General features: G+C 68.1%; 24 protein-coding genes. 14 read left to right on the top strand and 10 right to left on the bottom strand.

Annotated features, from left to right (window positions below):
* Positions 1-37 precede the first annotated feature (37 nt).
* On the top strand, positions 38-3,556 hold the full coding sequence (locus tag KBY95_RS03225) for a DNA polymerase III subunit alpha (RefSeq protein ID WP_254963256.1): 3,519 nt from the start codon (positions 38-40) through the stop codon (positions 3,554-3,556).
* Here KBY95_RS03225 and KBY95_RS03220 read toward each other — a convergent pair.
* The 3 genes from KBY95_RS03220 to ruvA form a co-directional block, all read right to left on the bottom strand.
* Positions 3,536-3,955 (bottom strand): PAM68 family protein, encoded by a 420-nt coding sequence (locus KBY95_RS03220; protein WP_254963254.1) that lies wholly within the window; start codon positions 3,953-3,955, stop codon positions 3,536-3,538. The genes KBY95_RS03225 and KBY95_RS03220 overlap by 21 nt on opposite strands.
* A 10-nt stretch (positions 3,956-3,965) precedes the next feature.
* Positions 3,966-4,235 (bottom strand): 30S ribosomal protein S15, encoded by a 270-nt coding sequence (gene rpsO, locus KBY95_RS03215; RefSeq protein WP_015108092.1) that lies wholly within the window; start codon positions 4,233-4,235, stop codon positions 3,966-3,968.
* A 77-nt stretch (positions 4,236-4,312) separates the two neighbouring features.
* A complete protein-coding gene (gene ruvA / locus KBY95_RS03210; RefSeq protein WP_254963289.1) occupies positions 4,313-4,966 on the bottom strand; it encodes a Holliday junction branch migration protein RuvA in 654 nt (217 codons plus the stop codon).
* A 22-nt stretch (positions 4,967-4,988) separates the two neighbouring features.
* Here ruvA and KBY95_RS03205 point away from each other — a divergent pair, with 22 nt between their 5' ends.
* Positions 4,989-5,438, top strand: coding sequence for a hypothetical protein (locus KBY95_RS03205; protein WP_254963252.1), 450 nt, complete (start codon positions 4,989-4,991; stop codon positions 5,436-5,438).
* On the opposite strand, the gene KBY95_RS03200 is transcribed toward KBY95_RS03205, so the two are convergent.
* Positions 5,416-6,828 carry a cation:proton antiporter gene (locus KBY95_RS03200; protein ID WP_254963251.1) on the bottom strand — a complete coding sequence of 471 codons (1,413 nt, stop codon included), beginning with the start codon at positions 6,826-6,828 and terminating at the stop codon, positions 5,416-5,418. The two genes, KBY95_RS03205 and KBY95_RS03200, sit on opposite strands and share 23 nt — an antisense overlap.
* Positions 6,829-6,854: 26 nt before the next feature.
* A complete protein-coding gene (locus tag KBY95_RS03195; protein ID WP_254963249.1) occupies positions 6,855-7,718 on the bottom strand; it encodes a DMT family transporter in 864 nt (287 codons plus the stop codon).
* Between the two features lie 200 nt (positions 7,719-7,918).
* Between KBY95_RS03195 and dnaG the strand changes: the two genes are divergently transcribed.
* Both dnaG and KBY95_RS03185 read left to right on the top strand, forming a co-directional pair.
* Positions 7,919-10,018 carry a DNA primase gene (dnaG, locus tag KBY95_RS03190; RefSeq protein ID WP_254963248.1) on the top strand — a complete coding sequence of 700 codons (2,100 nt, stop codon included), beginning with the start codon at positions 7,919-7,921 and terminating at the stop codon, positions 10,016-10,018.
* A gap of 73 nt (positions 10,019-10,091) precedes the next feature.
* Positions 10,092-11,090, top strand: coding sequence for a sensor domain-containing diguanylate cyclase (locus KBY95_RS03185; protein ID WP_254963247.1), 999 nt, complete (start codon positions 10,092-10,094; stop codon positions 11,088-11,090).
* A gap of 9 nt (positions 11,091-11,099) precedes the next feature.
* Here the strand turns inward: KBY95_RS03185 and KBY95_RS03180 are convergent, their stop codons facing one another.
* The 4 genes from KBY95_RS03180 to KBY95_RS03165 are packed head-to-tail and all read right to left on the bottom strand — an operon-like array spanning position 11,100 to position 13,678.
* Positions 11,100-12,380, bottom strand: coding sequence for a Y-family DNA polymerase (locus tag KBY95_RS03180; RefSeq protein WP_254963246.1), 1,281 nt, complete (start codon positions 12,378-12,380; stop codon positions 11,100-11,102).
* Entirely contained in the window at positions 12,377-12,703 is a 327-nt protein-coding gene (locus tag KBY95_RS03175) for a S24 family peptidase (protein WP_315858880.1), read from the bottom strand. Before KBY95_RS03175 ends, KBY95_RS03180 begins: the two co-directional genes overlap by 4 nt.
* A 44-nt stretch (positions 12,704-12,747) precedes the next feature.
* Positions 12,748-13,158, bottom strand: coding sequence for a hypothetical protein (locus tag KBY95_RS03170; RefSeq protein WP_254963245.1), 411 nt, complete (start codon positions 13,156-13,158; stop codon positions 12,748-12,750).
* Positions 13,159-13,168: 10 nt separating this feature from the next.
* Positions 13,169-13,678, bottom strand: a complete 510-nt coding sequence (locus KBY95_RS03165) for a pentapeptide repeat-containing protein (RefSeq protein WP_254963243.1) — start codon at positions 13,676-13,678, stop codon at positions 13,169-13,171.
* Between the two features lie 138 nt (positions 13,679-13,816).
* Between KBY95_RS03165 and KBY95_RS03160 the strand changes: the two genes are divergently transcribed.
* The 3 genes from KBY95_RS03160 (at position 13,817) to KBY95_RS03150 (ending at position 16,390) form a co-directional block, all read left to right on the top strand.
* Complete coding sequence (locus KBY95_RS03160; RefSeq protein WP_254963242.1) at positions 13,817-15,454, top strand: bifunctional diguanylate cyclase/phosphodiesterase; 1,638 nt, start codon at positions 13,817-13,819, stop codon at positions 15,452-15,454.
* Between the two features lie 14 nt (positions 15,455-15,468).
* The gene (locus KBY95_RS03155; protein WP_254963241.1) at positions 15,469-15,963 is read left to right on the top strand and encodes a DUF2721 domain-containing protein; all 495 of its coding nucleotides are present in this window, start codon (positions 15,469-15,471) and stop codon (positions 15,961-15,963) included.
* A 61-nt stretch (positions 15,964-16,024) separates the two neighbouring features.
* On the top strand, positions 16,025-16,390 hold the full coding sequence (locus KBY95_RS03150; RefSeq protein WP_254963240.1) for a YraN family protein: 366 nt from the start codon (positions 16,025-16,027) through the stop codon (positions 16,388-16,390).
* 24 nt (positions 16,391-16,414) lie between these two features.
* Here the strand turns inward: KBY95_RS03150 and KBY95_RS03145 are convergent, their stop codons facing one another.
* Complete coding sequence (locus KBY95_RS03145; RefSeq protein ID WP_254963239.1) at positions 16,415-16,702, bottom strand: hypothetical protein; 288 nt, start codon at positions 16,700-16,702, stop codon at positions 16,415-16,417.
* A 77-nt stretch (positions 16,703-16,779) separates the two neighbouring features.
* Here KBY95_RS03145 and rsmA point away from each other — a divergent pair, with 77 nt between their 5' ends.
* The 7 genes from rsmA (at position 16,780) to KBY95_RS03110 (ending at position 22,731) form a co-directional block, all read left to right on the top strand.
* Positions 16,780-17,625 carry a 16S rRNA (adenine(1518)-N(6)/adenine(1519)-N(6))-dimethyltransferase RsmA gene (rsmA, locus tag KBY95_RS03140; protein ID WP_254963237.1) on the top strand — a complete coding sequence of 282 codons (846 nt, stop codon included), beginning with the start codon at positions 16,780-16,782 and terminating at the stop codon, positions 17,623-17,625.
* 5 nt (positions 17,626-17,630) lie between these two features.
* On the top strand, positions 17,631-18,581 hold the full coding sequence (ispE, locus tag KBY95_RS03135; RefSeq protein ID WP_254963288.1) for a 4-(cytidine 5'-diphospho)-2-C-methyl-D-erythritol kinase: 951 nt from the start codon (positions 17,631-17,633) through the stop codon (positions 18,579-18,581).
* On the top strand, positions 18,578-18,880 hold the full coding sequence (locus tag KBY95_RS03130; RefSeq protein ID WP_254963236.1) for a DUF3082 domain-containing protein: 303 nt from the start codon (positions 18,578-18,580) through the stop codon (positions 18,878-18,880). Before ispE ends, KBY95_RS03130 begins: the two co-directional genes overlap by 4 nt.
* Before the next feature lie 155 nt (positions 18,881-19,035).
* Positions 19,036-20,019, top strand: a complete 984-nt coding sequence (locus tag KBY95_RS03125; protein WP_254963235.1) for a pyruvate dehydrogenase complex E1 component subunit beta — start codon at positions 19,036-19,038, stop codon at positions 20,017-20,019.
* Between the two features lies 1 nt (position 20,020).
* On the top strand, positions 20,021-21,547 hold the full coding sequence (secD, locus tag KBY95_RS03120) for a protein translocase subunit SecD (protein ID WP_254963233.1): 1,527 nt from the start codon (positions 20,021-20,023) through the stop codon (positions 21,545-21,547).
* A 9-nt stretch (positions 21,548-21,556) separates the two neighbouring features.
* On the top strand, positions 21,557-22,510 hold the full coding sequence (gene secF, locus KBY95_RS03115) for a protein translocase subunit SecF (RefSeq protein ID WP_254963231.1): 954 nt from the start codon (positions 21,557-21,559) through the stop codon (positions 22,508-22,510).
* Positions 22,507-22,731, top strand: coding sequence for a hypothetical protein (locus KBY95_RS03110; protein WP_254963230.1), 225 nt, complete (start codon positions 22,507-22,509; stop codon positions 22,729-22,731). The genes secF and KBY95_RS03110 overlap by 4 nt, the downstream gene beginning before the upstream one ends.
* The last annotated feature ends 26 nt before the right edge of the window (positions 22,732-22,757 follow it).

The following is a 22,757-nucleotide window of genomic DNA, read 5'->3' as shown; positions in this document are numbered from 1 at the left end:
GTTCCCCCCTAGGCTTGGCACCGCCACGCAGAGCCCTTTGGCCTTCGTTCCGCTCCACAACCACAGCGACTACAGCCTGCTGGACGGGGCCTCCCAGCTGCCGGCCATGGTGGAGCGGGCCGTGGAGCTGGGCATGCCGGCCCTGGCCCTCACCGACCACGGAGTCATGTACGGCGCGATCGAGCTGCTGAAGCTCTGCACCAAGGCGGGCCTCAAGCCGATCATCGGCAACGAGATGTACGTCATCAACGGCTCGATCGAGGATCCCCAGCCGAAGAAGGAGCGCCGCTATCACCTGGTGGTGCTGGCCCGCAACGCCGTCGGCTACCGCAACCTGGTCAAGCTGACCAGCATCAGCCACCTGCGCGGCATGCGCGGCCGGGGGATCTTCGCCCGGGCCTGCATCGATAAAGCCCTGCTGCGGCAGTACAGCGAGGGCCTGATGGTGGCCACCGCCTGCCTGGGCGGCGAGATCCCCCAGGCGATCCTGCGGGGGCGCCCCGATGTGGCCCGGGAGGTGGCGAGCTGGTACCGGGAGGTGTTCGGTGACGACTTCTACCTGGAGATCCAGGACCATGGCGGCCTTGAGGACCGCATCGTCAATGTCGAGATGGCCCGGATCAGCGCCGAGCTGGGCATTCCTCTGGTCGCCACCAACGACGCCCACTACCTCACCAGCAACGACGTGGAAGCCCACGACGCCCTGCTGTGTGTGCTCACCGGCAAGCTGATCAGCGATGAGAAGCGCCTGCGCTACACGGGCACCGAGTACATCAAGAGCGAGGCGGAGATGGCCCAGCTCTTCGCCGACCACCTGGAGCCGGAGGTGATCGCCGCCGCCATTGCCACCACCGCCACGGTGGCCGCGAAGGTGGAGGACTACGACATCCTGGGGCGCCAACAGATGCCCCGTTTCCCGATCCCCGAGGGCCACACCCCGGTGAGCTACCTCAGTGAGGTGAGCCACCAGGGACTGCGCCGTCGCCTGTCCCTGGCAGACGACGCCCCGATCGATCCCGGCTATGGCGAGCGACTCGCCTTCGAGCTGCAGGTGATGGAGCAGATGGGCTTCCCCACCTACTTCCTGGTGGTCTGGGACTACATCCGCTTCGCCCGGGACCAGGGCATTCCGGTGGGTCCGGGGCGTGGGTCGGCCGCCGGCTCGCTGGTGGCCTACTCCCTGGGGATTACCAACATCGATCCGGTGGAGCACGGCCTGCTGTTCGAGCGCTTCCTCAACCCGGAACGGAAATCGATGCCTGACATCGACACCGACTTCTGCATCGAGCGCCGCAGTGAGGTGATCGATTACGTCACCCGCCGCTACGGCGAGGACAAGGTGGCCCAGATCATCACCTTCAACCGCATGACCTCCAAGGCGGTGCTCAAGGACGTGGCCCGGGTGCTCGACATCCCCTACGGCGAGGCCGACCGCCTGGCCAAACTGATCCCCGTGGCCCGGGGCAAGCCCGCCAAGCTCGCCGAGATGGTCGGCCCTGAGTCGCCGGCGCCGGAGTTCCGCGAGAAGTACGACAACGATCCCAAGGTGCGCCACTGGGTCGACCTGGCCCGCCGCATCGAAGGCACCAACAAGACCTTCGGTGTCCATGCGGCCGGGGTGGTGATCGCCGCTGAACCCCTCGATGAACTGGTGCCCCTGCAGCGCAACAACGACGGCCAGGTGATCACCCAGTACTTCATGGAAGACGTGGAGGCGATGGGCCTGCTGAAGATGGACTTCCTGGGCCTCAAGAACCTCACCATGATCGAGAAGACGCTGGATCTGGTCGAGCAGAGTGTCGGCGAGAGGATCGATCCGGACGCCCTTCCCCCCAACGACGAGCAGACCTACGCCCTGCTGGCCCGTGGCGATCTGGAGGGCATCTTCCAGCTGGAATCCAGCGGCATGCGCCAGATCGTCCGCGATCTCAAGCCCTCCTCCCTGGAGGACATCTCCTCGATCCTGGCGCTTTACCGGCCGGGCCCCCTGGATGCGGGTCTGATCCCCAAGTTCATCAACCGCAAGCATGGCCGCGAGGCCATCGATGTGGCCCACGCCAAGCTGGAGCCGATCCTCAAGGAGACCTACGGGATCATGGTCTACCAGGAGCAGATCATGCGGATTGCCCAGGATCTGGCGGGCTATTCCCTTGGTGAAGCCGATCTGCTGCGGCGGGCCATGGGCAAGAAGAAGGTGTCGGAGATGCAGAAGCATCGTCACCAGTTCGTCAGTGGGGCCAGCGAACGGGGCGTGGATGCCGCCATCGCTGAGGCACTGTTCGATCAGATGGTGATGTTCGCCGAGTACTGCTTCAACAAGAGCCATTCCACCGCCTACGGCGCCGTCACCTACCAGACCGCCTATCTCAAAGCCCACCATCCGGTGGCCTACATGGCGGCCCTGCTCACGGTGAATGCCGGTACCACCGACAAGGTGCAGCGTTACATCGCCAACTGTCAGGCCATGGGTATCGAGGTGATGCCACCGGATGTGAATGCTTCCGGCATCGACTTCACGCCCGTGGGCAAGAAGATCCTCTTCGGACTCTCCGCCGTCCGCAACCTTGGTGATGGCGCCATCCGCCAGTTGATCGAGGCCCGCTCCGGCGGCGGCCCCTTCCTGCACCTCGCCGATCTCTGCGACCGGATCCCTGGCCAGCAGCTCAACCGCCGGGCGATCGAATCGTTGATCCATTGCGGCGCCCTCGATGGCCTCGAGCCGAAGGCCAACCGGGCCCAGTTGATGGCTGATCTCGATCTGGTGCTCGACTGGGCCAGCTCCCGCGCCCGCGACCGGGCCAGTGGCCAAGGCAACCTGTTCGATCTGTTCAGCGGCGCTGCTGAGGCCGCCGCTGCCGTGGAGGCTCCCGCGCCACCACGGGCCGCTGCGGTGGCCGATTACCCCCCCACTGAGAAGCTGAAGCTGGAAAAGGAGCTGCTCGGCTTCTACATCTCCGACCATCCCCTGCGCCAGCTGTCTTCCCAGTTGCGCCTGCTCACGCCGATCGGCCTGGCCAATCTCGAGGAGATGGCCGACAAGGCCAAGGTGAGCGTGGTGGTGATGGTGAGCGAGATCCGCCAGGTGACCACCCGCAAGGGGGATCGCATGGCCGTATTGCAGCTGGAGGACCTCACCGGCGCCTGCGAAGCAGTGGTGTTTCCCAAGAGCTACGCCCGTCTGGCCGACCACCTGATGGTGGATGCCCGCCTGCTGCTCTGGGCTGGCGTCGACCGCCGCGATGATCGGGTTCAGCTGCTCGTCGACGACTGCCGCAGCATCGAGGATCTGCAGTTGGTGATGGTGGAGCTGGCCCCCGAGCAGGCCGGCGACATCGCCGTGCAGCACCGGCTGCGGGAATGCCTCACCCGCCATCGCCCTGGCCAGGACGAGGCAGGTGTGCGGGTGCCGGTGGTGGCCCTGGTGAAGCAGCAGAACGAAACCCGCTTCGTGCGCCTGGGCGGCCAGTTCTGCGTCGCCGATGCGCCGGCGGCCGTCGAGACGCTCGCCTCAGCCGATTTCAGGGCCTGGCTGCGCTCACCCCTGGGGGCTGCCTGAGCCGGAGCCCGAGCTGCCCTGGCGCATGGCCCGCACCGAGGACCGGACCCGGCTGATGTTGACGCCGATCTGCTCGAGGCCCAGCAGGCTGCCGGCGGCGTCTTCCCAGCTGGCGGAGAGCACCCCATAACTGAGTCCCAGCAGACCAAGCAAGAAGAAAGCGCCGGACCCCACCAGGGTGAGGCCGGGAGGGATAGCAACCACGCCCCGGCTGACCAGTAGGTAGCTGACCACAAACACCCCCATGCCCAGGACCGTGGGGGTGCCTGTGGCGATGGCGATGCGCCGCACCATTCGGTTGGCCACGGCCTCAGGGATCACCTGCTGCCGTGGTGTCTTGGCTGGCGGCCCACTGGCAGCGGGCGCCGCGAAGGATTTCGGCTTTGGCCGACGGGCCATGGGACGAGCCTCAGCCGCGGATGCCGAGTTTCTTGATCAGTTCGGCGTAGCGGGTCTCGCTCTGGGCGCGGAGATAGCCAAGCAGGCGCTTGCGGCGGCCGATCATCTTGAGCAGCCCCTGACGGGAGGAGAAGTCGTGGATGTTCTTCTGCAGGTGGCCACTGAGTTGCTGGATCCGCTCGCTCAACATCGCGACCTGCACTTCCACCGAGCCGGTGTCGGTGCCGTGGGCCTGATGGGAATTGATCAGTTCCTGTTTCTGGGTGGTAGTGAGCGGCATGGGCGGATCTGGGCCCGAACGGTGCAAACCAACACCTTAACGCGCAGCCCGTTGCCCCTCCCTTCAGGCCAGCCCCTTCAAGCCACGGCGCGGGACAACCAGCGCAGGCTTTCGCGGATCCAGTCATCGGCGCTGGCGGACCCCTCCATTCCCGCGGTGGCGACGGCCCGCAGGGCCCGGTGGATTTCCAGGGGCTCGTAACCGAGCGCCACCAGCGTGATCTGCACCTCGTCGCGGCAGGGGGCCGAGGGGCCGCTTGGGGGCTCAGCACCGGGGACCTCCTCCTCCTCAAGGGGATCCACCAGGCCGGCGAAGCGCTCCTGCAGGCGGAGCCGCAGTTCCACCGAAAGCCGTTCGGCCGTGCGCTTGCCCACCCCAGGCGCCAGGCAGAGGCAGCGCAGGTCGGCGTGGACGATGGCGCGCACCAGGTCCGGAACCTCCAGGGCGCCGAGCAGGCCCAGGGCCATCTGGGGCCCCACGCCGCTCACAGCGACCAGCTCACGGAACAGGTCCCGTTCCTGGCGGGCGGGGAAGCCATAGAGCGTCCAGCCGTCGTCGCGGATGCTGTGGTGCACGTGCAGACCCAGGTCACTGCCCACCTCTGGCAGGCGTTGCCACTGTCTCAGGGTGAGCTGCACCTCGTAGCCCACCCCCTGGCAGATCAGCAGGGCCCCGCAGCGGTTCGCCTGCTGCCATGGTTCGGCCAGTCGCCCCTGCAGCCAGCCGATCATGGTGAGACGTGCGTCAGCCCCCATGCTGCCCCTTCTGCCTAGCCCCCCGGGCCGTTCCCGGTCGCTGTTGCCCTTGGTGCTGGCACCGCTGCTGGCCCTGGTGCTGTTGCTGGGGGGCTGCACCAGGGTGGCCCAGCCCCCCAGGGGCGTTCTGCTCGACGCCCTCTCCCTGCAGATCCAGCTGACCCAGGGGGCCATTGCCCGCGCCCTCGATCTGGAGGCCAGCGGTCTGCCGGAGGTGAGCCGGGTGCGGGTCGAGCAACAGGAGGCCGTTGCCATCGGTGAGGGGCGGGGCCTGCACCTGAGTGGCCGCTTTGACTGGCGGCTGCCCGGGGATGCGATCCGCGTTGACAGCCCGTTCGAGCTCTATCTGCAGCGTGGTGCCAGGGGGGAGAGCTGGCGCCTGGCGCGTCCCAGCGGCAGCAGCGACGGCAACAGCCAGGACTGGATCACCGATCCCCTGCCGCTGTGACGGCCACGGCCATTGGCGCCTCCTCGTCGAGCTTGAGCCAGCGGGCCACGTGGGGAAGGGTGAGCCCCTGCACCAGCAGGTTGATCACCACGACGCAGAAGACAATGCCGCCGGCGTTCTGCACCAGGGACGGCACCGCGGTCGGGTCGATGCCGCGCACCCTGGGGATGGCGTCGACCATTTCGAAACTGAGGGCAAGGGGAACGGCGCCCCGCAGACCACACCAGGACACCAGCAGCGAATCCCGCAGGCTGAAGGGCGAGAACCGCTGCAGCAGCAGAACGCTCGCCGGCCTCGCCACCAGCATCAAGGCGATGGCGACGACAATCCCCTCCGGCAACGCGGGCAGAAGCTCGAGGGGATAGACACTCAGGCCGAAGATCAGAAAGACGGTGATTTCGGTCATGGTGTTGAACGGCAGCAGGGTCTGCTGCAGGGCCTGCGGGGTGATCTGTTCGTTGCTGTAGGTGTGGTTCCGCAACATCAGGCCCGCCACGTAGGCGCTGATGAAACCGGACCCACCCATCAGCTCCGCCACGCCATAGGAGATCAGGCCGATGGCGATGCCCAGGATCAGTAACTGGCTGGTCTCCCGCACCAGCCGGTTGAGGCTGAAGCGCCCCAGATAGCTCACGCAGACGCCAATCAGAAGGCCGGAGCCGATCTTCTGCAGGAAGGTCTGCACCTGCTCCACCACGACCCCCTGCTGCCCGCTGCTGCCCCCTTCGAGGGTGGTCAAGCCGATCACCAGACCGAGAAACAGGATGCCGCTGGGATCGTTGACGGAGGATTCGAACTGGACCAGGGCCGCCAGCCTGCGGGGTATTGCGCCTTTCACCAGGTTCAGCACATTCAGCGTGGCCCCGGCATCGGTGGATCCCAGGCAGGCGGCGATCAGCATCGCCACGGCCACCGGAACCTGCCGGAAGCCGAGTTGGATCCCGCCGGCATCGGGGGAGGCCACGAACCAGATGATCAGCCCCAGCATCAGGCTGGAGAGAATCACCCCACCCACCGCCAGGATGATGCCGTATTCGAGGAAGCCGCGAATCGAGCGAATATCGGTTTCCAGTCCGGCGTTGAACAGCAGGATCGACAGGCTCAGAACCTGCAGACGCAGGATCGTTTCATGGTTGAACAGGCTGAAGGAGGGATTGATCAGCAGGCCGAACAGCAGCACGCCGAGAATCGCCGGCACCCCGATCCTCAGGGAGAAGCGACTGATCGCCAGGGTGCCGAGAAAGATGCCACCGATGGTCAGCATCATCAGCGGCAGGGGAACGATGCCGGGAGCGATCGGGGGGCTGATCCGTAGCGTCTCCGCTCCCTGACTGAAGCCAGCCACCATCGTGGCCAGCCAGGAATGGAAGGAACCAGGCAGCGGGATCAACAGCAAGGGAATCCAACCTGGCGCGGTCATCGTAGGGGTGTGTTCTGAGCGGATGGCTTGGCTCCGGCTACCCCCGGCGCCTGGCCCAGACAGATGAGCGTGGCGATCAGGATCAGGCCCGCCCCGATCGCCGTCGGCAGATCAATGGATTCACCGAAGATCCACCAACCCCAGAGGGCGGCGAATCCCACCTGCACGTAGCTGATCGCCGTGGCCCTGGCCGCCGGCAGCTGGGTGAGGGCCCTGGTGAGTCCCACCTGACCCACCTGGGTGAACACCCCCACCCCCAGCAACCAAAGCAGTTCGCCCAGGGTCGGCAGCACTGGATCAAGCAGCACCAGGGGCAGGCTCATGGGAACCGCCACGAGCGGAAAGTAGAAAATGATCACCGCCGGGTGTTCGCTCTCGGCCAGGCTCCGCACACTCACATAGCCCACGGCGGTGAGCAGGGCGCCGGCCACCGCCACCAGCACCCACGTTGCCGGCAGGGCAGAGCTCGCTGCCGTTGGCTGGGCCACCAGCAGCACTCCCAGCCAGCCCAGCCCCATGGCCAGCAGCACCCGCCGCCCGAGGCGTTCGCCCAGGAGCAGCCAGGCCAGCAGCGCCGTGAAGGTGGGGTACAGATACTGCAGCACCGTGGCGGCGGCCAGGGGCAGGTGGACGACGGCGGCGTAGACGCAGAAGAGGGCGGCACTGCCCACCAGGCCCCGTAGCACCAGCAGTCCCCGGCGCCGGCCCCAGGGATCCACTCCGAGCCTTCGGGCCATGCCGTAGCTGAGGGCCAGGGTCACCAGGGCCCGGGCCAGCACCACCTCGGCGATCGGAAGCCGATCGCCCACCTGCTTGACCCCCACCACCATCAGGCTGAAGGACAGGGCGCTGAGCACCATCCAGCCTCCAGCCGGGAAGGCGGCTCCGGAGGCTGGATGGGGCGTTTGGTTCACCCGACGATCTCCATCTGTGGTGTCAGGCCCCAGAATGGGAGCACATTCACCACCACCGATAGGGTTGGCGTCACGTCGGCCATCCCCCCCCCTCGCCCGGGCTCTCCTCCACCCTGCTCGCCCCGTCCTGCCTTGAGCCTGCACTCTTGAGTCTTCCCCGTCTCCACCCCCGCACGATCGAGGCCGTCAAAGAACGGGCCGACATCGTCGATGTGGTGGGGGAGCACGTGGTGCTCAAGAAGAAGGGCCGGGAGTTCGTCGGCCTCTGCCCCTTCCACGACGACAAGTCGCCGTCGATGACGGTGTCGCCCGCCAAGCAGTTCTATTACTGCTTCTCCTGCGGGGCCGGTGGCAACGCCATCAAGTTCCTGATGGAGCTGCAGCGCACCAGCTTCAGCGAGGTGGTCCTGGATCTGGCGCGCCGCTACCAGCTGCCGGTCGAGACCCTCGATGGCCCCCAGCAGGAGCGTTTGCGCCAGCAACTCTCCCGCCGCGACCAGTTGCACCGGGTGCTGGCCCTGGCGGCGGGCTGGTTCCAGAGCCAGCTGCGCTCTCCCGAGGGGGCCCCAGCCCTCACCTACCTGCGCCAGACGCGCGGCCTCAGCGAAACCACCCTGGAGGCCTTCCAGCTGGGCTACGCCCCGGCCGGCTGGGATGGCCTGCTGCAGCACCTGCAGCAGGTGGAAGGCCTGGGTGCCGACCTGCTGGAAGCGGCCGGGCTGGTGGTGGCCCGTAAGGGGGGTGGCGGTTTCTACGACCGCTTCCGCGACCGGGTCATGGTGCCGATCCGGGATCGCCAGGGCCGGGTGATCGGCTTCGGCGGGCGTGGACTGGATGGGGCCGAACCGAAGTACCTCAACTCCCCGGAAACGGAGGTGTTCGAGAAGGGCAAACATCTGTTCGGGTTGGATCGGGCCGCCGACGCCATCCGCCGCGACGACCGTGCCGTGGTGGTGGAGGGCTACTTCGACGTCATCGCCCTGCATGCCGCCGGCATCACCAACACGGTGGCGGCCCTTGGCACGGCCCTCAGTTCCAGCCAGATCACCCAGCTGTGCCGCTGCTGCGACGGCCGGCGGCTGATCCTCAACTTTGACAGCGATGGGGCGGGCATTCGCGCCGCCCAGCGGGCCATCGGCGAGGTGGAGCAGCTGGCGCTGCAGGGCCAGCTGGAGCTGCGGGTGCTGCACCTGCCGGCCGGCAAGGACCCTGACGAGTTCCTGCAGCACCACGGCCCCGGGGAGTACCGCTCCCTGCTCGACCAGGCCCCGCTCTGGCTCGACTGGCAGATCGAGCAGGTGTTCGAAGGCAAGGATCTGGCCCGCGCTGACCAGTTCCAGCAGGCTGTCTCCGCTCTGGTGCAGCTGCTGGGCAAACTGCCCCAGTCGGCCGTGCGCAGCCACTACCTGCAGCAGGTGGCGGAGCGCCTCTCGGGCGGCCAGGCCCGGCTGGCCATCCAGTTGGAGGAGGACCTGCGCCAGCAGGTCAAGGGCCAGCGCTGGCATGGCCGCTCGTTGAAATGGGAGCAACCTGGCGAGGTGGGGCACAGGGAGCGGGCCGAGGCGGAGATCCTGCGCCTCTACCTCCATTGCGCCCCTTGGCGCGGCGTGATCCGCGCCGAGTTGCGGCGCCGGGAGCTCGATGATTTCGCCCTGCAGCACCATCGCCAGCTCTGGGCGGCGATCGGAGAGCTGGAGGAGGACAACCTCGGCGCCGGTCGTCTCGAGGCCATCAACCGGGGCACCGACCCTGGCCTGGATCTGGCCGATCTCGATCTGCCCCGCTTGCTGGGCGACCGACTGCTGGTGGAGCAGAGCGCCTTGCTCGGCCGGCTCACCCCCTTGCTGGAGCCCAGCGAGGTGCAGCGCCTTGCCTTGGCCCATCCGCCGTTGCAGCTGCGCGGGGCCACGGCGTCACTGGAACGCCAGCGGGTGCTGCGACGCTGCCGTCACCTGCTCGATGCCTGGTCGAGCCAGCGGCTTCAGACCCTGGAGCACTGCATCGCCCGGCTGCTGGAGGAGGAGCGCCAGGCGCCACCGTCAGCCCCCGCCACTTCAGCCCCCGCCATTCCGGCGCCCGGCGCCGGCCTCGACATGGAGACCCGCATCCATGACCTCTTTGACGCACTCAACGGCGACGCCCTGCGCTTCCAGGAGGCCTACTACAGCGAACGCCGCTACCTGAATCAGCTGGATGACGGCCGCCGTGCCGGGTACGAGGAGACCCTCGCGGTGCCGGCCGCCTGAGGCCGGAATTCACTTGCTGATCCCGCGTGCCGCCGCTTGTTCTGCCTAGATTTGATCTGGACGCAGGCTTGTTATGGCTCCCTATCCTGCCTATCCCGTCCCCGCCGATGAGGACCAACGGCTTCGCGACCTGGAGCGCTACGGCATCCTCGAATCCGATAGCGATGAGCACTTCGATCGCATCCTGGATCTGACCGCGGCCATCTTCCAGACCCCCATCGTGGCCATTTCCCTGGTGGAAGCTGATCGGCAGTGGTTCCTGGCCAAGCGGGGAATCGAAGTGCGCGAAACCCCCCGGGAGATGGCCTTCTGTTCCCACGCCATCGTCCACGACGACGTGATGGTGGTGCCCGATGCCCGCGCCGATGAGCGCTTCCGCACCAACCCCCTGGTCTTCGCCGATCCCCACATCCGCTTCTATGCCGGGGCGCCGCTGCAGACCACGGAAGGCCACAACCTCGGCACCCTTTGCGTCATCGACCGGGAACCCCGCGACATCGGACCGGAGCAGCGCGGGCTGCTGCACCGCCTGGCCCAGCTGGCCATGCGCGAGCTGGAGTTGCGGCGCCTGGCCCACCTCTGCCCGGTCACCGGCCTGCCCACCCGTTACACCTTCCTGAGCATCGGCGAGCGGGAGTTGGCGCGTGCCCGCCGTGACCAGCGTCCCTTGTCGCTGCTCCTCTTCGATATCGACAATCTGCGCCTGATCAACAACCGCTGGGGCCATGCCGCCGGCGACCGGGTGCTCACCGATGTGGTCCAGTTGGCCCGCACCTTCCTCCAGGACGAGGACTTCGCCGCCCGCCTCGGGGATGGCGAGTTCGCCCTGCTGCTGGTCGGGATCGAGCGCGATCCCGCCATGGCCCTGGCTGACGGCCTGCGCACCGCCGTCGCCCACCTGTCCGGTGTCCACACCCATTCCGACTTCCTCCTGCACATCAGCGGTGGCCTCACCGTCCTGTCCCCTTCTGATCGCCGCTTCACCGACCTGATCCAACGGTCTGAACGGGCGCTCGAGCTCGCCAAGGGCAACGGCCGCAACCAGATCGCCAGCCTCTACGACGGCCCCTGAAAGCGGCCCTCAGGCCCGCACCACCGGCACATCGCTCAGCCGGGTGGTGGCGGCCCTCGACAGGCGCGAGCGGCGCATCGTCCAGCGGGGCCGCAGGCCGCAGGCGGCCCACTGCACGGTGCCGCTGCCGTAGCGGCGGTTGAGGCCGTCGACGGTGGCCATCAGAGCCTCGCGCCGTTGCTGTTGCTCCGGTGGCAGCGGAGCCAGCAGATGGTGCTGCAGCAGCCCCACCGGCTGCAGATCCTGCAGCAGCACGCCGGCCTTCTGCAGCGGCTTGTGGGGCCGGAACAGCCGCTCGGCCAGGGGCAGGGCGGCAGCGAGCAGCACGGCGGTGTCGTTGCTGGGCAGCAGCAGAGGGATGGTGGCGGCATTGGCATAGAAGCGGGTGCCGTTGAAGGGGCTGCTGCGCACGAACACCGTGACGCTGCCCGCCCGCTGCCCCTGGCGGCGCAGCTTTTCGCAGGCCCGGCTGAGGTAGGTGGCGATTGCTTGCCGCAGGTCCTCGAGGCTGGTGACCGGTTCGCTGAAACTGCGGCTGACGCAGGTTTCCTGCTTCGCCGGCGGCACGGCCACCAGGGGCAGGCAGCTGTGGCCGCGCAGTTCCTGCTGCAGGCGCACCCCTACGACGCCACAGCGGTGCCGCAGTTCGCCGCTCGGCATGTCGCGCAGGGCCCGGGCATGGGCGATGCCCCGCAACCGGCACCAGCGGGACAGCTTGCGGCCGATGCCCCAGACGTCTTCGATGGCGATGGCCTCCAGCCAGGGGCCCGGATCCCCGGCCTGGCCCAGGTCGAAGACGCCGCCATGGGAGGGGTCGCGCTTGGCGATGCGGTTGGCGATCTTGGCCAGCACCTTGGTGGGGGCGATGCCCACCGCCACCGGCAGGCCCAGCTGGCGGCGCACCTGCCGGCGCAGGTCTTTTCCCCAGGTGGTCAGGTCGCCGTCGCCGGGGGGGCGCTGCAGGCGGCCGAAGGCCTCGTCGATGGAATAGATCTCCAACTCCTCCACCCAGGCTTCGAGGCTGGCCATCAGCCGCTGGCTCATGTCGGCGTAGAGGCCGTAGTTGGAACTGCGCACGATCACGCCGCGGCGTTCCAGGTCGTGGCGCACCTGAAACCAGGGGGCGCCCATGGCAATGCCCATGGCACGGGCCTCGGCGCTGCGGGAGACGATGCAGCCGTCGTTGTTGGAGAGCACCACCAGGGGCTTGCCGATCACGGAGGGGTCGAGGGCCGCTTCGCAGGAGGCGTAGAAGTTGTTGCCGTCGACCAGGACGGTGGCCTGGCTCATCGGCCCCCCGGCAGCGAACGGATCACGTGCACGGCCACGCCCCAGAGGCGGTCGTCGTCGCTGCCACCAAGGGCCAGGGGCGGGTAGGCGGGGTTGGCTGCCTCCAGCCACCAGTGCGCCCCCCGGCGCACCAGGCGCTTGAGGGTGAACCCCCCCTCCAGCAGGGCCACCACGATGCGGCCGGAGCGGGGCGTGGCCTCCCGGTCCACGACGAGCAGGTCGCCATGGCGGATGCCGGCACCGAGCATCGAGTCGCCGCAGACGCGCAGCAGCAGGGTGCGGCCCGGGTGGAGGTCCAGCTGCTCATTGAGGTCGACCCCCATCCCGACCCCGGGCGACGGCCTTTATCTTAGTATGGATGTACTGGTCAGTCGTCGTCCTCCAGCAGCAGTTGCTGGAAGGCGGTGTAGAGGTCCTGCTCGGGGTCGCCGGCGGAGGGGCGGGGAGTCCGGGTTCGCCGGCGGCCGGGGTTGGCGGGGCGCTGGCCGCTGCCGTTCAGGTCGCCGCTGGCGGTGTTCTGGGGGGGAGGCACCTCCAGTTGCCGCAGGCGTTCCAGCAGGTGGGGGGGGACGCTGCCGTCGGCGCTGACGTCCATCAGCCCGCGGAACAGCATCTCGGGGTCCTGCTCGGTTTCGACGGGATGGCGACGGTCGACCGCCCGGCTGCCTGGGGCCGCCTCGCCAGCCACCGGGGTGGGCGGTGGCGGAGCCGGAAGCTTGCTGGGCAGCTGGCGGCCGAGGGCCTCCAGCCGTTCGCGGCTGCGGGCATCGAAGCTCATCGGGGCAGGCTCAGCGGCAGTTCAGTGTGTCGCGGGTGAGCCGACCGCTGACGGGATTGGTGCCGCTGGCGGCGGCACAAAGGGTGGTGAGGGCATCACCGCGCAGGGGGACGTTGGTGAAGTCGGCGCCATCGATGAGCACCCCGCGGAATTTGGTGTTGAAGGCGAAGGCGTCGTCGAGGCGGGCGTTGCGCAAGTCGGTGCCCTCAAACACGGCCGAATCCAGGGTGGCGTCCCGCAGATCACTGCCGCTCAGATCGGCGTCCTGGAGCTTGGCGCCGAACAGGCTGGCGCCGCGCAGGTCGGTCCCGGAGAGATCGGCGTCGCGCAGGTTGGTGAGGTTGAAGGTGACGCCACGTAGATCGGCGCCATGGAAATCGGCTCCAATCAGCACCTGCTTGGCGTAATCCATCGCCGCCGCCACCGGCAGGGGGGCGGCCAGCAACAGCAGGCCGCCGAGAAACAGGGACAGCAGGAGGGTCAGGGGCCGGGAGAGCGGCGGGGAGAGGGGGCTCGCCATCGAGGATGGAGCGAAGGTGTTCAGCCTAGGCAAGGGGTCCGCACCCCTCCGTGGCCCGCGGAGCGATGCCGATGGAGACAGGGCGACTAGCGTGGCGAGGGCCCGGTTGTCCGGCCCGTTCGATCTCCGACTCCGTGGATGGCCCAGGACCTCCAACCCAAAGACTTTCAACCCAAGGACTTCCAACCAGGGGATGTCCAGCGGTCAGGGACCGGAGCGATCGAGGGCCTGTTGGAGCGGATCGAGCGGCCGGCGGCCTTGGCGGATGGCCAGGGGGCGATCCTGGCGGCGAATGGGGCGTTCTGCCGGCGCTCGGGACTGGACGTGGAAGCGTTGCGCCAGCGGGGCCTGCAGGAGCTCTGCGCCGCTGACGTGGCACCGCTGCTGCGGGGTGCCGTGGCCACCCTGAGCAGCGAACTGGCCGGTTCCCCGGTGGCCGATGGGGTGATTCCCTTATCCCTCACCCGCCTGCCGGCCACTAGCGCAACGGAGGGGATCTGGTTCCTGCTGGAGCTGCTCGACCAGCGGGTGACGCTGGATGACCTGGATGACCTGGTCACGGCCCGTTACGCGGATGGCGCCGTGCTGCTGCACCTTCAGGTATTGCAGCTCGACCTGGTGCGTGGCCGGCTGGGCATCGCCGCCTGCGAGGCCCTGATCGAGGAGATCGCCCATCGGCTGGAAGCGGCCCTCCCGGCCGATGGCTTCTTTTCCCGCCAGGGGGGTGACCGCCTGCTGGCCCTGCTGCCGGGAGCCATGGGCATCGACACGGTGCGGGAGATGGCCGGTGCGCTGCTCACCTGCCTGGAGGCACCCACCACGGTGCTGGAGCACGTCATCGAGCCCTCACTGAACGTGGGCATCAGCCGCGCTCCCGACGATGGCAAGGAGTTCGCCGTGCTGCTGGAGGCCGCCACGCGGGCGCTGGAGGAAACCCATCGCCAGCCGTTCCCCAGCTGCAGCATCGCGTCGCCGGTGGAACGGTCCGTCCAGCTGCAGGAACTGCTGGCCCGTCCCCTGGCCCTGGCGATCGAGCAGGGGCAGCTGGAGCTGGCCTATCAGCCGATCATCGAGCTGGAATCCGGCCGGGTGATCGCCGCCGAGGTGCTCTGCCGCTGGGATGATCCGGTGCTGGGCCGCCAGTCCCCCGCCGATTTCATCGACGTGGCCGAGGCCACGGCCCAGATCTCGTCCCTGGGGCGCTGGGTGATGGAGCGGGCGTTTGAGGCCCTGCACCGCTGGGATGGGGCCGGGCTGCAGCTGGGCAAGATCTGCGTCAACGTCTCGCCCCTCCAGGTGCAGGACCCCACCTGGAGCAGCGACCTGCTGATGGCCCTGGAACGTCACCACTTGACCCCCGGTCGCATTGTCCTGGAGCTCACCGAAGGCAGCATCCTGGAGATGTCGAGCCACGTCGCCAACCAGCTGCGGGACCTGCGGCGGCAGGGATTCGAGCTGGCCATGGATGATTTCGGCACCGGTTATTCCGGCTTGCAGCGGCTCACCGAACTGCCGTTCAGTGAGGTCAAGATCGACAGGAGCCTCATCTCCGCGATCGACTATGACCAGCTGCAGCAGGCCATGCTCAGTGCGGTGATCCGGCTCAGCGACGCCACCGGGATCATGGTGGTGGTCGAGGGGGTGGAACGCTCCCGCCAGCGGCAGATGTTGCTCACCCTCGGTTGCCGCCACGGTCAGGGCTACCAGCTGTCGGCACCCCTTTCTGATCTGGAGCTGGAGGCCCTGCTCCAGAGTCAGGTCACCCCACCGGCCTGAGCGGTCCCGGCAGTATGCACTGGATTGTCCCGCTGCTGCTGTCCGTGGATGTGGAGGATGGACGCTCCGTGGCCGGCCTCTCCAAGGCGATCCAGCTGTCGGTGGCGCCGGTGTTCCTGTTCACGGGTGTCACCGGGCTGCTGAGCCTGTTCAGCTCGCGGCTGGCCCGGGTCATCGACCGCACCCGCGTCATTCAGGAGGCCCTGGCGAAGAGCCGGGCCCAGCAGGAGGTCGATCCGGAGGACGGGAAGTGGCTTGAGCAGGTGCTGGCGGTGCAACGGCGCCGCACCTTCCTGATCAACCGCGCGATCCTGGCGGTCACCATCACGGCCCTGCTGGTGGCCGCCGTGGTCGCGGTGCTGTTCATCAGTGCCGTGGCGGCCCTGGACGTGACGGCCATCGTGGTGCCCCTGTTTGTGGCGGCCATGGGCACCATGATCGTCGGCCTGCTGTTGTTCCTGCTGGAGGTGCAGCTGGCCATCAGCCAGAACCCGCGCCGGTACTACTGAGACCCACGCCGTCCCCGGGAGTGACGGTCGCAGGGAACCCTGGAGCAGATGAATCCTCCCCATGCCCCCCACCCCCGCCCAGCGTCAGGGAGCCTGGGCGGAGCAGCGGGTGCTGCGGCTGTTGCGGCTCCAGGGCTGGCAGCTGCTGGAGCGCAACTGGCGCTGCCCCTGGGGGGAACTGGATCTGGTAGTCCACAAGCCAGGGCGTCTGCTGCTGGTGGAGGTGAAGGGGCGCCGGCGCTCGGGTCTTGATGGCTCGGGCACCGCCGCGTTGCGCTGGCCGAAGCGCCAGCGGCTGGAGCGGGCCTGGGACTGCTGGCTGGCGGCCCATCCCGACTGGGAGCGGATCCCGGTGGAGCAGGTGGCGGCCCTGGTGCCACTGCCGCCCTCGCGGGCGCCAGTGCGCTGGATCCGGCTGGGTGATTGAACGCCTCCGGGCCGGGGGGCTGGCTCAGGGCTGGCTGGAGGCCGGAGCGACCGTGGCTGGGGCTGGGCTGGCCGGGGTTGTTGTGTAGAAGACCGTGCAGCGGTAACGGGTGTTGCCCAGGCCCACTTCCAGGTCTTCGCAGACCGTGCGGGTCACCGTGGCGCCTTTGGGCACCTGGCTCTTGGCCTGCTGGCGGGTGGCCTCACGGTCGAAGATCGATTCGGCGGTGACGCTGCCGGCATGGGCGGCGCCGGCCAGCAGGGCAAGGCTGCCCGCCAGCAGGGCACCGGTCAGGCGGAAACCATGGGCCATGGCGGAAGGGGGAGGGCTACTCCAGCTCTAGCCAGGCCTGACGGCCCTGCAATCTGGGGAGACCTGCCGGCGCCTCCATGACCTTCAGCGGCCACCGGGCCCGCAAGCGCTTCGGGCAGCACTGGCTCACCGATCCCCAGATCCTCGATCGCATCGTGGCCGCCGCCGACCTGCACGGCGCCGACCATGTCCTGGAGGTGGGTCCTGGGCGGGGCGCCCTGACCGAACGGCTGCTGGCGTCCCCGGCCGCGTCCCTGCTGGCCGTGGAGCTGGACCGGGAACTGGTGGTGGGCCTGCGGCAACGGTTCGGTGGCGATGGGCGCTTCAGCCTCATCGAGGGAGACGTGCTCGAACTGGCACTGCCCTGCCCCGAGCGGCCCCGTCCCACCAAGGTGGTCGCCAACATCCCCTACAACATCACCGGCCCCCTGCTGGAGGTGCTGGTGGGCCGCCTCGGCCGCCCGGCCCCCTGCCGCTTTGAGCGGCTGGTGCTGCTGGTGCAGCAGGAGGTGGGCCAGCGCATCCGGGCCCGGCCGGGCAGCAGCGCCTTCTCGGCCCTCAGCGTGCGGATGCAGTTGCTGGCCCGCTGCAGCAGCGTCTGCACCGTGCCGCCCCGCTGCTTCTCGCCGCCGCCGAAGGTCACCTCGGAGGTGATCGTGATCGAGCCGGTGGCGGCGTCGGACCTGCCACCGCTGGAGCAGGCCCTGGCGGTGGAGAGCCTGTTGCGACGCTGCTTCGCCGGACGGCGCAAGATGCTGCGCACCAGCCTGGCGGGCCTGCTGCCGGCGCCAGAGCTGCTGGAACTGGCCGCCGGCGCCGGAGTGGACCTGCAGCAGCGGCCCCAGGAACTGGCGCCCGCCCAGTGGCTCGCGCTCGCCACCGGCTTGAATCGGTCCTCCAGCGCCGAACCCGGCGGAGCGTGACCCCGATGGCAGATGTGACGGTGCGGGCCCCCGCCAAGATCAACCTGCAGCTTGAGGTTCTGGGCCTGCGGCCCGATGGTTACCACGAGCTGGCGATGGTGATGCAGAGCATCGACCTGGCTGACACCCTGGTGCTGCGCGCCAGCGCCGATGCCGCGATCCGGCTGAACTGCGACAACCCGGACCTGCCCACCGACGGCACCAACCTGATCGTCAAGGCGGCGGAGCTGTTGCGCTCCCGCGTGGGCCTGCCGGAGCTGGGGGTGGAGATCACGTTGCACAAGCGCATCCCCATCGGCGCTGGCCTGGCGGGCGGCTCCAGCGATGGGGCCGCCGCCCTGCTGGGTCTTGATGCCCTCTGGGGTCTGTCTCTGGGCAGTGAGCGGCTGCATGGTCTGGCGGCCGAACTGGGATCCGACATGCCCTTCTGTCTGGAGGGCGGCACCCAGCTCTGCTTCGGCCGGGGAGAACGGCTCGAGCCCGTGGCGGCGCAGCGGCTGACGGAGCGGGCGGTGCTGCTGCTCAAGCACCCGCAGGCCAATGTCTCCACGCCCTGGGCCTACGGCCGCCGCCGGGAGCTGCGCAGCGACTTCTACCTCGACAACGAGGCGGACTTCGAGCAGCGGCGCCAGGCCCTGCGCCACGGCCCCCTGCTGGCCGCCCTGGCCGCCGGGGGGCCCCTACCACCCCTGCGCAACGACCTCCAGTCGGTGGTGGCGCCGGAGGTGGAGAGCGTCCGCTCGGGCCTTGCGCTGCTGCGTCGTGGCCCGGAGGCCCTGGCCGTGGCGATGAGCGGTTCCGGACCGAGTCTCTATGCCCTCTACCCCGACCTGCCGGCGGCCCAGGCGGCCCAGGCCGCCCTGGCGAAGGAGCTCGACGCCCTGGGTTTCGCCTCGTGGTGCTGTCGTTGCGGCGGGTCCGGTGTCAGCCTGGTGACGGATGGATCCCCCCCATGACGGACGAACGCCCCACGCCGCCCCCGCGCAAGGGACCGCTCAGCTTCCTGTCCGGCGCCCTCACCAGTGGCCTGCTGGCCTGGTTGAGCCTGGGCGTCAGCCAGCGGGTGGTGGGCTGGTATGTGACCCATCCGCCCCACTTCGATTCGGCCTTCGCCCAGAGCATCGCCACGGCGATGAAGACCCTGATGGTGGGGATGTGCTTCCTGGCCACCTTCAGCTTCGCCTTCATCGGCCTGGGGCTGTTCCTGGTGTTCATCCGCAGCCTGTTGCCGGCCGAAGCGGAATCCCCTTCCTAAGCTGCCGCCGCCGCCGTCCTTCGCCCCGATGACTCCCCACGACCTGGGTCTGCTGGTGGTCCTGCTGCTGCCGGGCATGCTGCTGTCGGTCCTGCTGCTCAGCACCTTCGCTGCCGGCGGCTGAGATAGGTTGGCCGCGCAAAGGCCCCCGCTCCGTGGCTGAAACTCTCCTGTTCAACGCCCTGCGCGAAGCCATCGACGAGGAGATGGCGCGCGATCCCCATGTCTGTGTCATGGGAGAGGACGTGGGCCATTACGGAGGCTCCTACAAGGTCACCAAGGACCTCTGCGAGAAGTACGGCGAACTGCGGGTGCTGGACACCCCCATCGCCGAGAACAGCTTCACCGGCATGGCCGTCGGCGCCGCCATGACCGGCCTGAGGCCGATCGTGGAGGGGATGAACATGGGCTTCCTCCTGCTCGCCTTCAACCAGATCTCCAACAACATGGGGATGCTGCGTTACACCAGCGGCGGCAACTACACCATCCCGGCCGTGGTGCGCGGACCTGGTGGCGTCGGTCGTCAGCTCGGTGCTGAGCACAGCCAGCGCCTCGAGGCCTACTTCCATGCCGTTCCTGGCATCAAGATCGTGGCGGTGAGCACCCCCACCAATGCCAAGGGCCTGATGAAGGCCGCCATCCGCGATAACAATCCCGTGCTCTTCTTCGAGCACGTTCTGCTTTACAACCTCAGCGAGGACATCCCCGAAGGGGATTACATCTGCGCCCTCGACCAGGCCGAAGTGGTGCGGGAAGGCACTGACGTCACCATCCTCACTTACTCCCGCATGCGTCACCACTGCCTCAAGGCGGTGGAGCAGTTGGAACAGGAGGGCGTCGATATCGAGCTGATCGACCTGGTCAGCCTCAAGCCTTTCGACATGGAGACCATCGCCCGCTCGATCCGCAAGACCCACAAAGTGATCGTGGTGGAGGAGTGCATGAAGACCGGTGGCATCGGTGCCGAGCTGATCGCCCTGGTCACGGAGCACTGTTTCGACGATCTCGATGCCCGGCCCTTGCGCCTTTCTTCCCAGGACATTCCCACGCCCTACAACGGCAATCTCGAGAACCTCACCATCATTCAGCCGCATCAGATCGTCGCGGCGGCGCTTGACCTGAAAGCGGGCCGTCGCTGAGATGGGACGCCAACAGGGCTGGTTTGCCCTCATCCTTGCCCTCACCATCGCTTCCGCTGCCCTGCTGGCCAACTACGGACTGCAGCTGGGTCTGGACCTCCGCGGCGGCAGCCAGCTCACCCTCCAGGTGATGCCCGCCGGTGCCATCACCCGGGTGGACACCGAGCAGCTGGAGGCCGTCAAAGAGGTGCTCGAACGACGCATCAACGGGCTTGGGGTGGCCGAATCCACCCTCCAGTCCGTGGGCAACGACCAGCTGGTGCTGCAGCTTCCCGGCGAGCAGGATCCCAGCCAGGCGGCCCGGGTGCTCGGAAGCACGGCCCTGCTCGACTTCCGCGCCCAGAAGCCTGGCACCGAGGAGGAGATGCGCGGTCTGCTCGGCCTCAAGCGCCAGGCTGAGTCCGTACTGCGGGCCAAGCGCCCCCCCTCTCCCGGCGACGACCCCACGGCCCCGCCGCCGCCCGAGGCCCCACCCCTTTCCCAGCAGGACCTTTCCAGGGCGCTCACCTCCCTGGGGATTGAGGTTCCCGCCGGCAGCAGCGAGGTGGATCAGATCGAGCTGTTGCTCAGGGAGACCAACCGCCGGATTCTCAGCCTCTATGGACCGGCGCTGATCACGGGCAAGGACCTCACCAGTGCCGGTCGTCAGCAGCAGGCCACCGGTAGCGGCTGGGAGGTGACCCTCGGCTTCAACCGTGAAGGGGGCGAGAAGTTCGCGGCCCTCACCCAGTCCATCGCAGGCACCGGTCGGGTGCTCGGCATCGTCCTCGATGGCCGCTCGATCAGCGAGGCCAGCGTGGGCGAGCAGTTCAAGGTGGCCGGCATCACCGGAGGATCCGCCTCGATCAGCGGTAACTTCAGCGCCGAAGAGGCCCGCGACCTGGAAGTTCAGTTGCGCGGTGGCTCCCTGCCCCTGCCGGTGAAGATCGTCGAGGTGCGCACGGTCGGCCCCTCGCTCGGGGCCGAGAACATCCGCTCCAGCCTGGTGGCGGGCCTGTCGGGCCTGGTTCTGGTGGCGGTGTTCATGGCGGTGGTCTATCGCCTGCCAGGGATCGTGGCGGTGGTGGCCCTGAGTCTCTATGCCCTGTTCAACCTGGCCATCTACGCCCTCATCCCCGTCACCCTGACGCTGCCGGGCATCGCAGGTTTCATCCTCTCGGTAGGGATTGCCGTGGATGCCAACGTGCTGATCTTCGAGCGCATCAAGGAGGAGCTGCGGGGCGGCAACACCTTGATCCGTTCCATCGATACAGGCTTCTCCCTGGCCTTTTCTTCGATCTTCGATGGCCACGCCACCGGCCTGATCAGCTGCGGGGCCCTGTTTTTCCTCGGCACCGGCCTGGTGAAGGGCTTCGCCGTGACCCTGGCGATCGGCTTGCTGCTGAGCCTGTTCACGGCCCTCACCTGCACCCGTACTCTGTTGCGTCTGTTGATGAGCTATCCGGCCCTGCGGCGCCCCACCTATTTCCTGCCTGCCCGCCAGCTTCCCCCCGCCAAGCCCGCAGCCGCCCAGGCGGGTCTGGCCTGAATGACTGCCATGACTCCCGTCCCCTCCCCCCGCTTTCGCATCAGCCGCCACCGGCGCCTGGCCTGGCTGGGATCGGCCCTGGCCTGTGGTCTGAGCCTGCTGGGCCTGGCGCTTTGCTGGCTGAACCCGGCGATCCACGCTCCACTGAGGCCCGGCCTCGATTTCACCGGTGGCACCCAGGTGCAGGTGGAGCGCGACTGTGCCCCTTGCAAAGCGGTCACCGCCACCGAGATCCGCCAGGGCCTCACCAGCCTCAACCTGCCCTCAGCCGAAGGGGAGCGAGCCCCGAATCTGAGCAGTGCCTCCGTCCAGGTGCTCGATGGGGGCCGTTCCCTGCTGCTGCGCCTGCCGGCCCTGGGGGCCGACCAGAGCACGGCTCTGATCGACGACCTCGCCGCCAGATTCGGCCCGCTGATCAAGAGCGGCACTTCGGTGAACACGATCGGCCCCACCCTGGGCTCACGCCTCCTGCAGGGCAGCCTCCTCTCCCTGCTGGTCAGCTTCGTGGGGATCTCGGTGTATATCTCCTTCAGCTACAGCGGCATCTTCGCCGTCCTGGCCCTGCTGTGTCTGGCCCATGACGTTCTGATCACCTGTGGCTTGTTCGCCTGGCTCGGGCTGCTGCAGGGCATCGAAGTGGATTCCCTCTTCGCCGTCTCCCTGATCACCATCGCCGGCTATTCCGTCAACGACACGGTGGTGGTCTACGACCGGATCCGTGAGCAGCGCCGCACCTTGGGCGAACTTCCCCTGATCGACCAGGTGGATGTGGCCGTGGATGCCACCCTCACCAGGTCGCTTTACACCTCCTTCACCACCCTGTTGCCCCTGGTCGCCCTGATCTTCTTCGGGGGCAGCACCCTGTTCTGGTTCGCGGTGGCGCTCACCCTCGGCATTGCCGTCGGCAGCTGGTCAAGCATCGGCCTGGCTCCCACCCTTCTTCCGGTGTTCGCGAAGCGATGAGCCGCTCCGATCGCGTCGAAGCGGTCAGGCGTGGCTGGCCGCTGCTCCCCTTGGTGCTGCTGGTGCTGGCCCTGATCGACCTGCGGGTGGAGTTGATCCTGCTCCGCGATCACTTCACCCTGACCGCCGTCACCGCTGCGGTGCGTTCCCATCTGCTGGCCGTGGCGGTGCTGCTCAGCCAACCGTCCCTCTGGAACCACTACCGCCGTTCCCGCGGCTGAGGCAAACCGCCCGCTTGGCCTGTCGT

This window comes from Cyanobium sp. Aljojuca 7A6 (assembly GCF_024346455.1).
Taxonomy (GTDB): Bacteria; Cyanobacteriota; Cyanobacteriia; order PCC-6307; family Cyanobiaceae; genus Cyanobium.
The sequence above is the reverse complement of the archived record's forward strand: the minus strand, read 5'-3'. Positions and strand labels throughout refer to the sequence as shown.

Excerpts from the sequence above, each read along its gene's own strand:
- KBY95_RS03220 (WP_254963254.1), bottom strand. The coding sequence starts at position 3,955 with ATGGCCCGTCGGCCAAAGCCGAAATCCTTCGCGGCGCCCGCTGCCAGT.
- rpsO (WP_015108092.1), bottom strand. The coding sequence starts at position 4,235 with ATGCCGCTCACTACCACCCAGAAACAGGAACTGATCAATTCCCATCAG.
- ruvA (WP_254963289.1), bottom strand. The coding sequence starts at position 4,966 with ATGATCGGCTGGCTGCAGGGGCGACTGGCCGAACCATGGCAGCAGGCG.
- KBY95_RS03205 (WP_254963252.1), top strand. The coding sequence starts at position 4,989 with ATGCTGCCCCTTCTGCCTAGCCCCCCGGGCCGTTCCCGGTCGCTGTTG.
- KBY95_RS03195 (WP_254963249.1), bottom strand. The coding sequence starts at position 7,718 with ATGGTGCTCAGCGCCCTGTCCTTCAGCCTGATGGTGGTGGGGGTCAAG.
- KBY95_RS03185 (WP_254963247.1), top strand. The coding sequence starts at position 10,092 with ATGGCTCCCTATCCTGCCTATCCCGTCCCCGCCGATGAGGACCAACGG.
- KBY95_RS03180 (WP_254963246.1), bottom strand. The coding sequence starts at position 12,380 with ATGAGCCAGGCCACCGTCCTGGTCGACGGCAACAACTTCTACGCCTCC.
- KBY95_RS03175 (WP_315858880.1), bottom strand. The coding sequence starts at position 12,703 with ATGGGGGTCGACCTCAATGAGCAGCTGGACCTCCACCCGGGCCGCACC.
- KBY95_RS03170 (WP_254963245.1), bottom strand. The coding sequence starts at position 13,158 with ATGAGCTTCGATGCCCGCAGCCGCGAACGGCTGGAGGCCCTCGGCCGC.
- KBY95_RS03165 (WP_254963243.1), bottom strand. The coding sequence starts at position 13,678 with ATGGCGAGCCCCCTCTCCCCGCCGCTCTCCCGGCCCCTGACCCTCCTG.
- KBY95_RS03160 (WP_254963242.1), top strand. The coding sequence starts at position 13,817 with ATGGCCCAGGACCTCCAACCCAAAGACTTTCAACCCAAGGACTTCCAA.
- KBY95_RS03155 (WP_254963241.1), top strand. The coding sequence starts at position 15,469 with ATGCACTGGATTGTCCCGCTGCTGCTGTCCGTGGATGTGGAGGATGGA.
- KBY95_RS03150 (WP_254963240.1), top strand. The coding sequence starts at position 16,025 with ATGCCCCCCACCCCCGCCCAGCGTCAGGGAGCCTGGGCGGAGCAGCGG.
- KBY95_RS03145 (WP_254963239.1), bottom strand. The coding sequence starts at position 16,702 with ATGGCCCATGGTTTCCGCCTGACCGGTGCCCTGCTGGCGGGCAGCCTT.
- rsmA (WP_254963237.1), top strand. The coding sequence starts at position 16,780 with ATGACCTTCAGCGGCCACCGGGCCCGCAAGCGCTTCGGGCAGCACTGG.
- ispE (WP_254963288.1), top strand. The coding sequence starts at position 17,631 with ATGGCAGATGTGACGGTGCGGGCCCCCGCCAAGATCAACCTGCAGCTT.
- KBY95_RS03130 (WP_254963236.1), top strand. The coding sequence starts at position 18,578 with ATGACGGACGAACGCCCCACGCCGCCCCCGCGCAAGGGACCGCTCAGC.
- secD (WP_254963233.1), top strand. The coding sequence starts at position 20,021 with ATGGGACGCCAACAGGGCTGGTTTGCCCTCATCCTTGCCCTCACCATC.
- secF (WP_254963231.1), top strand. The coding sequence starts at position 21,557 with ATGACTCCCGTCCCCTCCCCCCGCTTTCGCATCAGCCGCCACCGGCGC.
- KBY95_RS03110 (WP_254963230.1), top strand. The coding sequence starts at position 22,507 with ATGAGCCGCTCCGATCGCGTCGAAGCGGTCAGGCGTGGCTGGCCGCTG.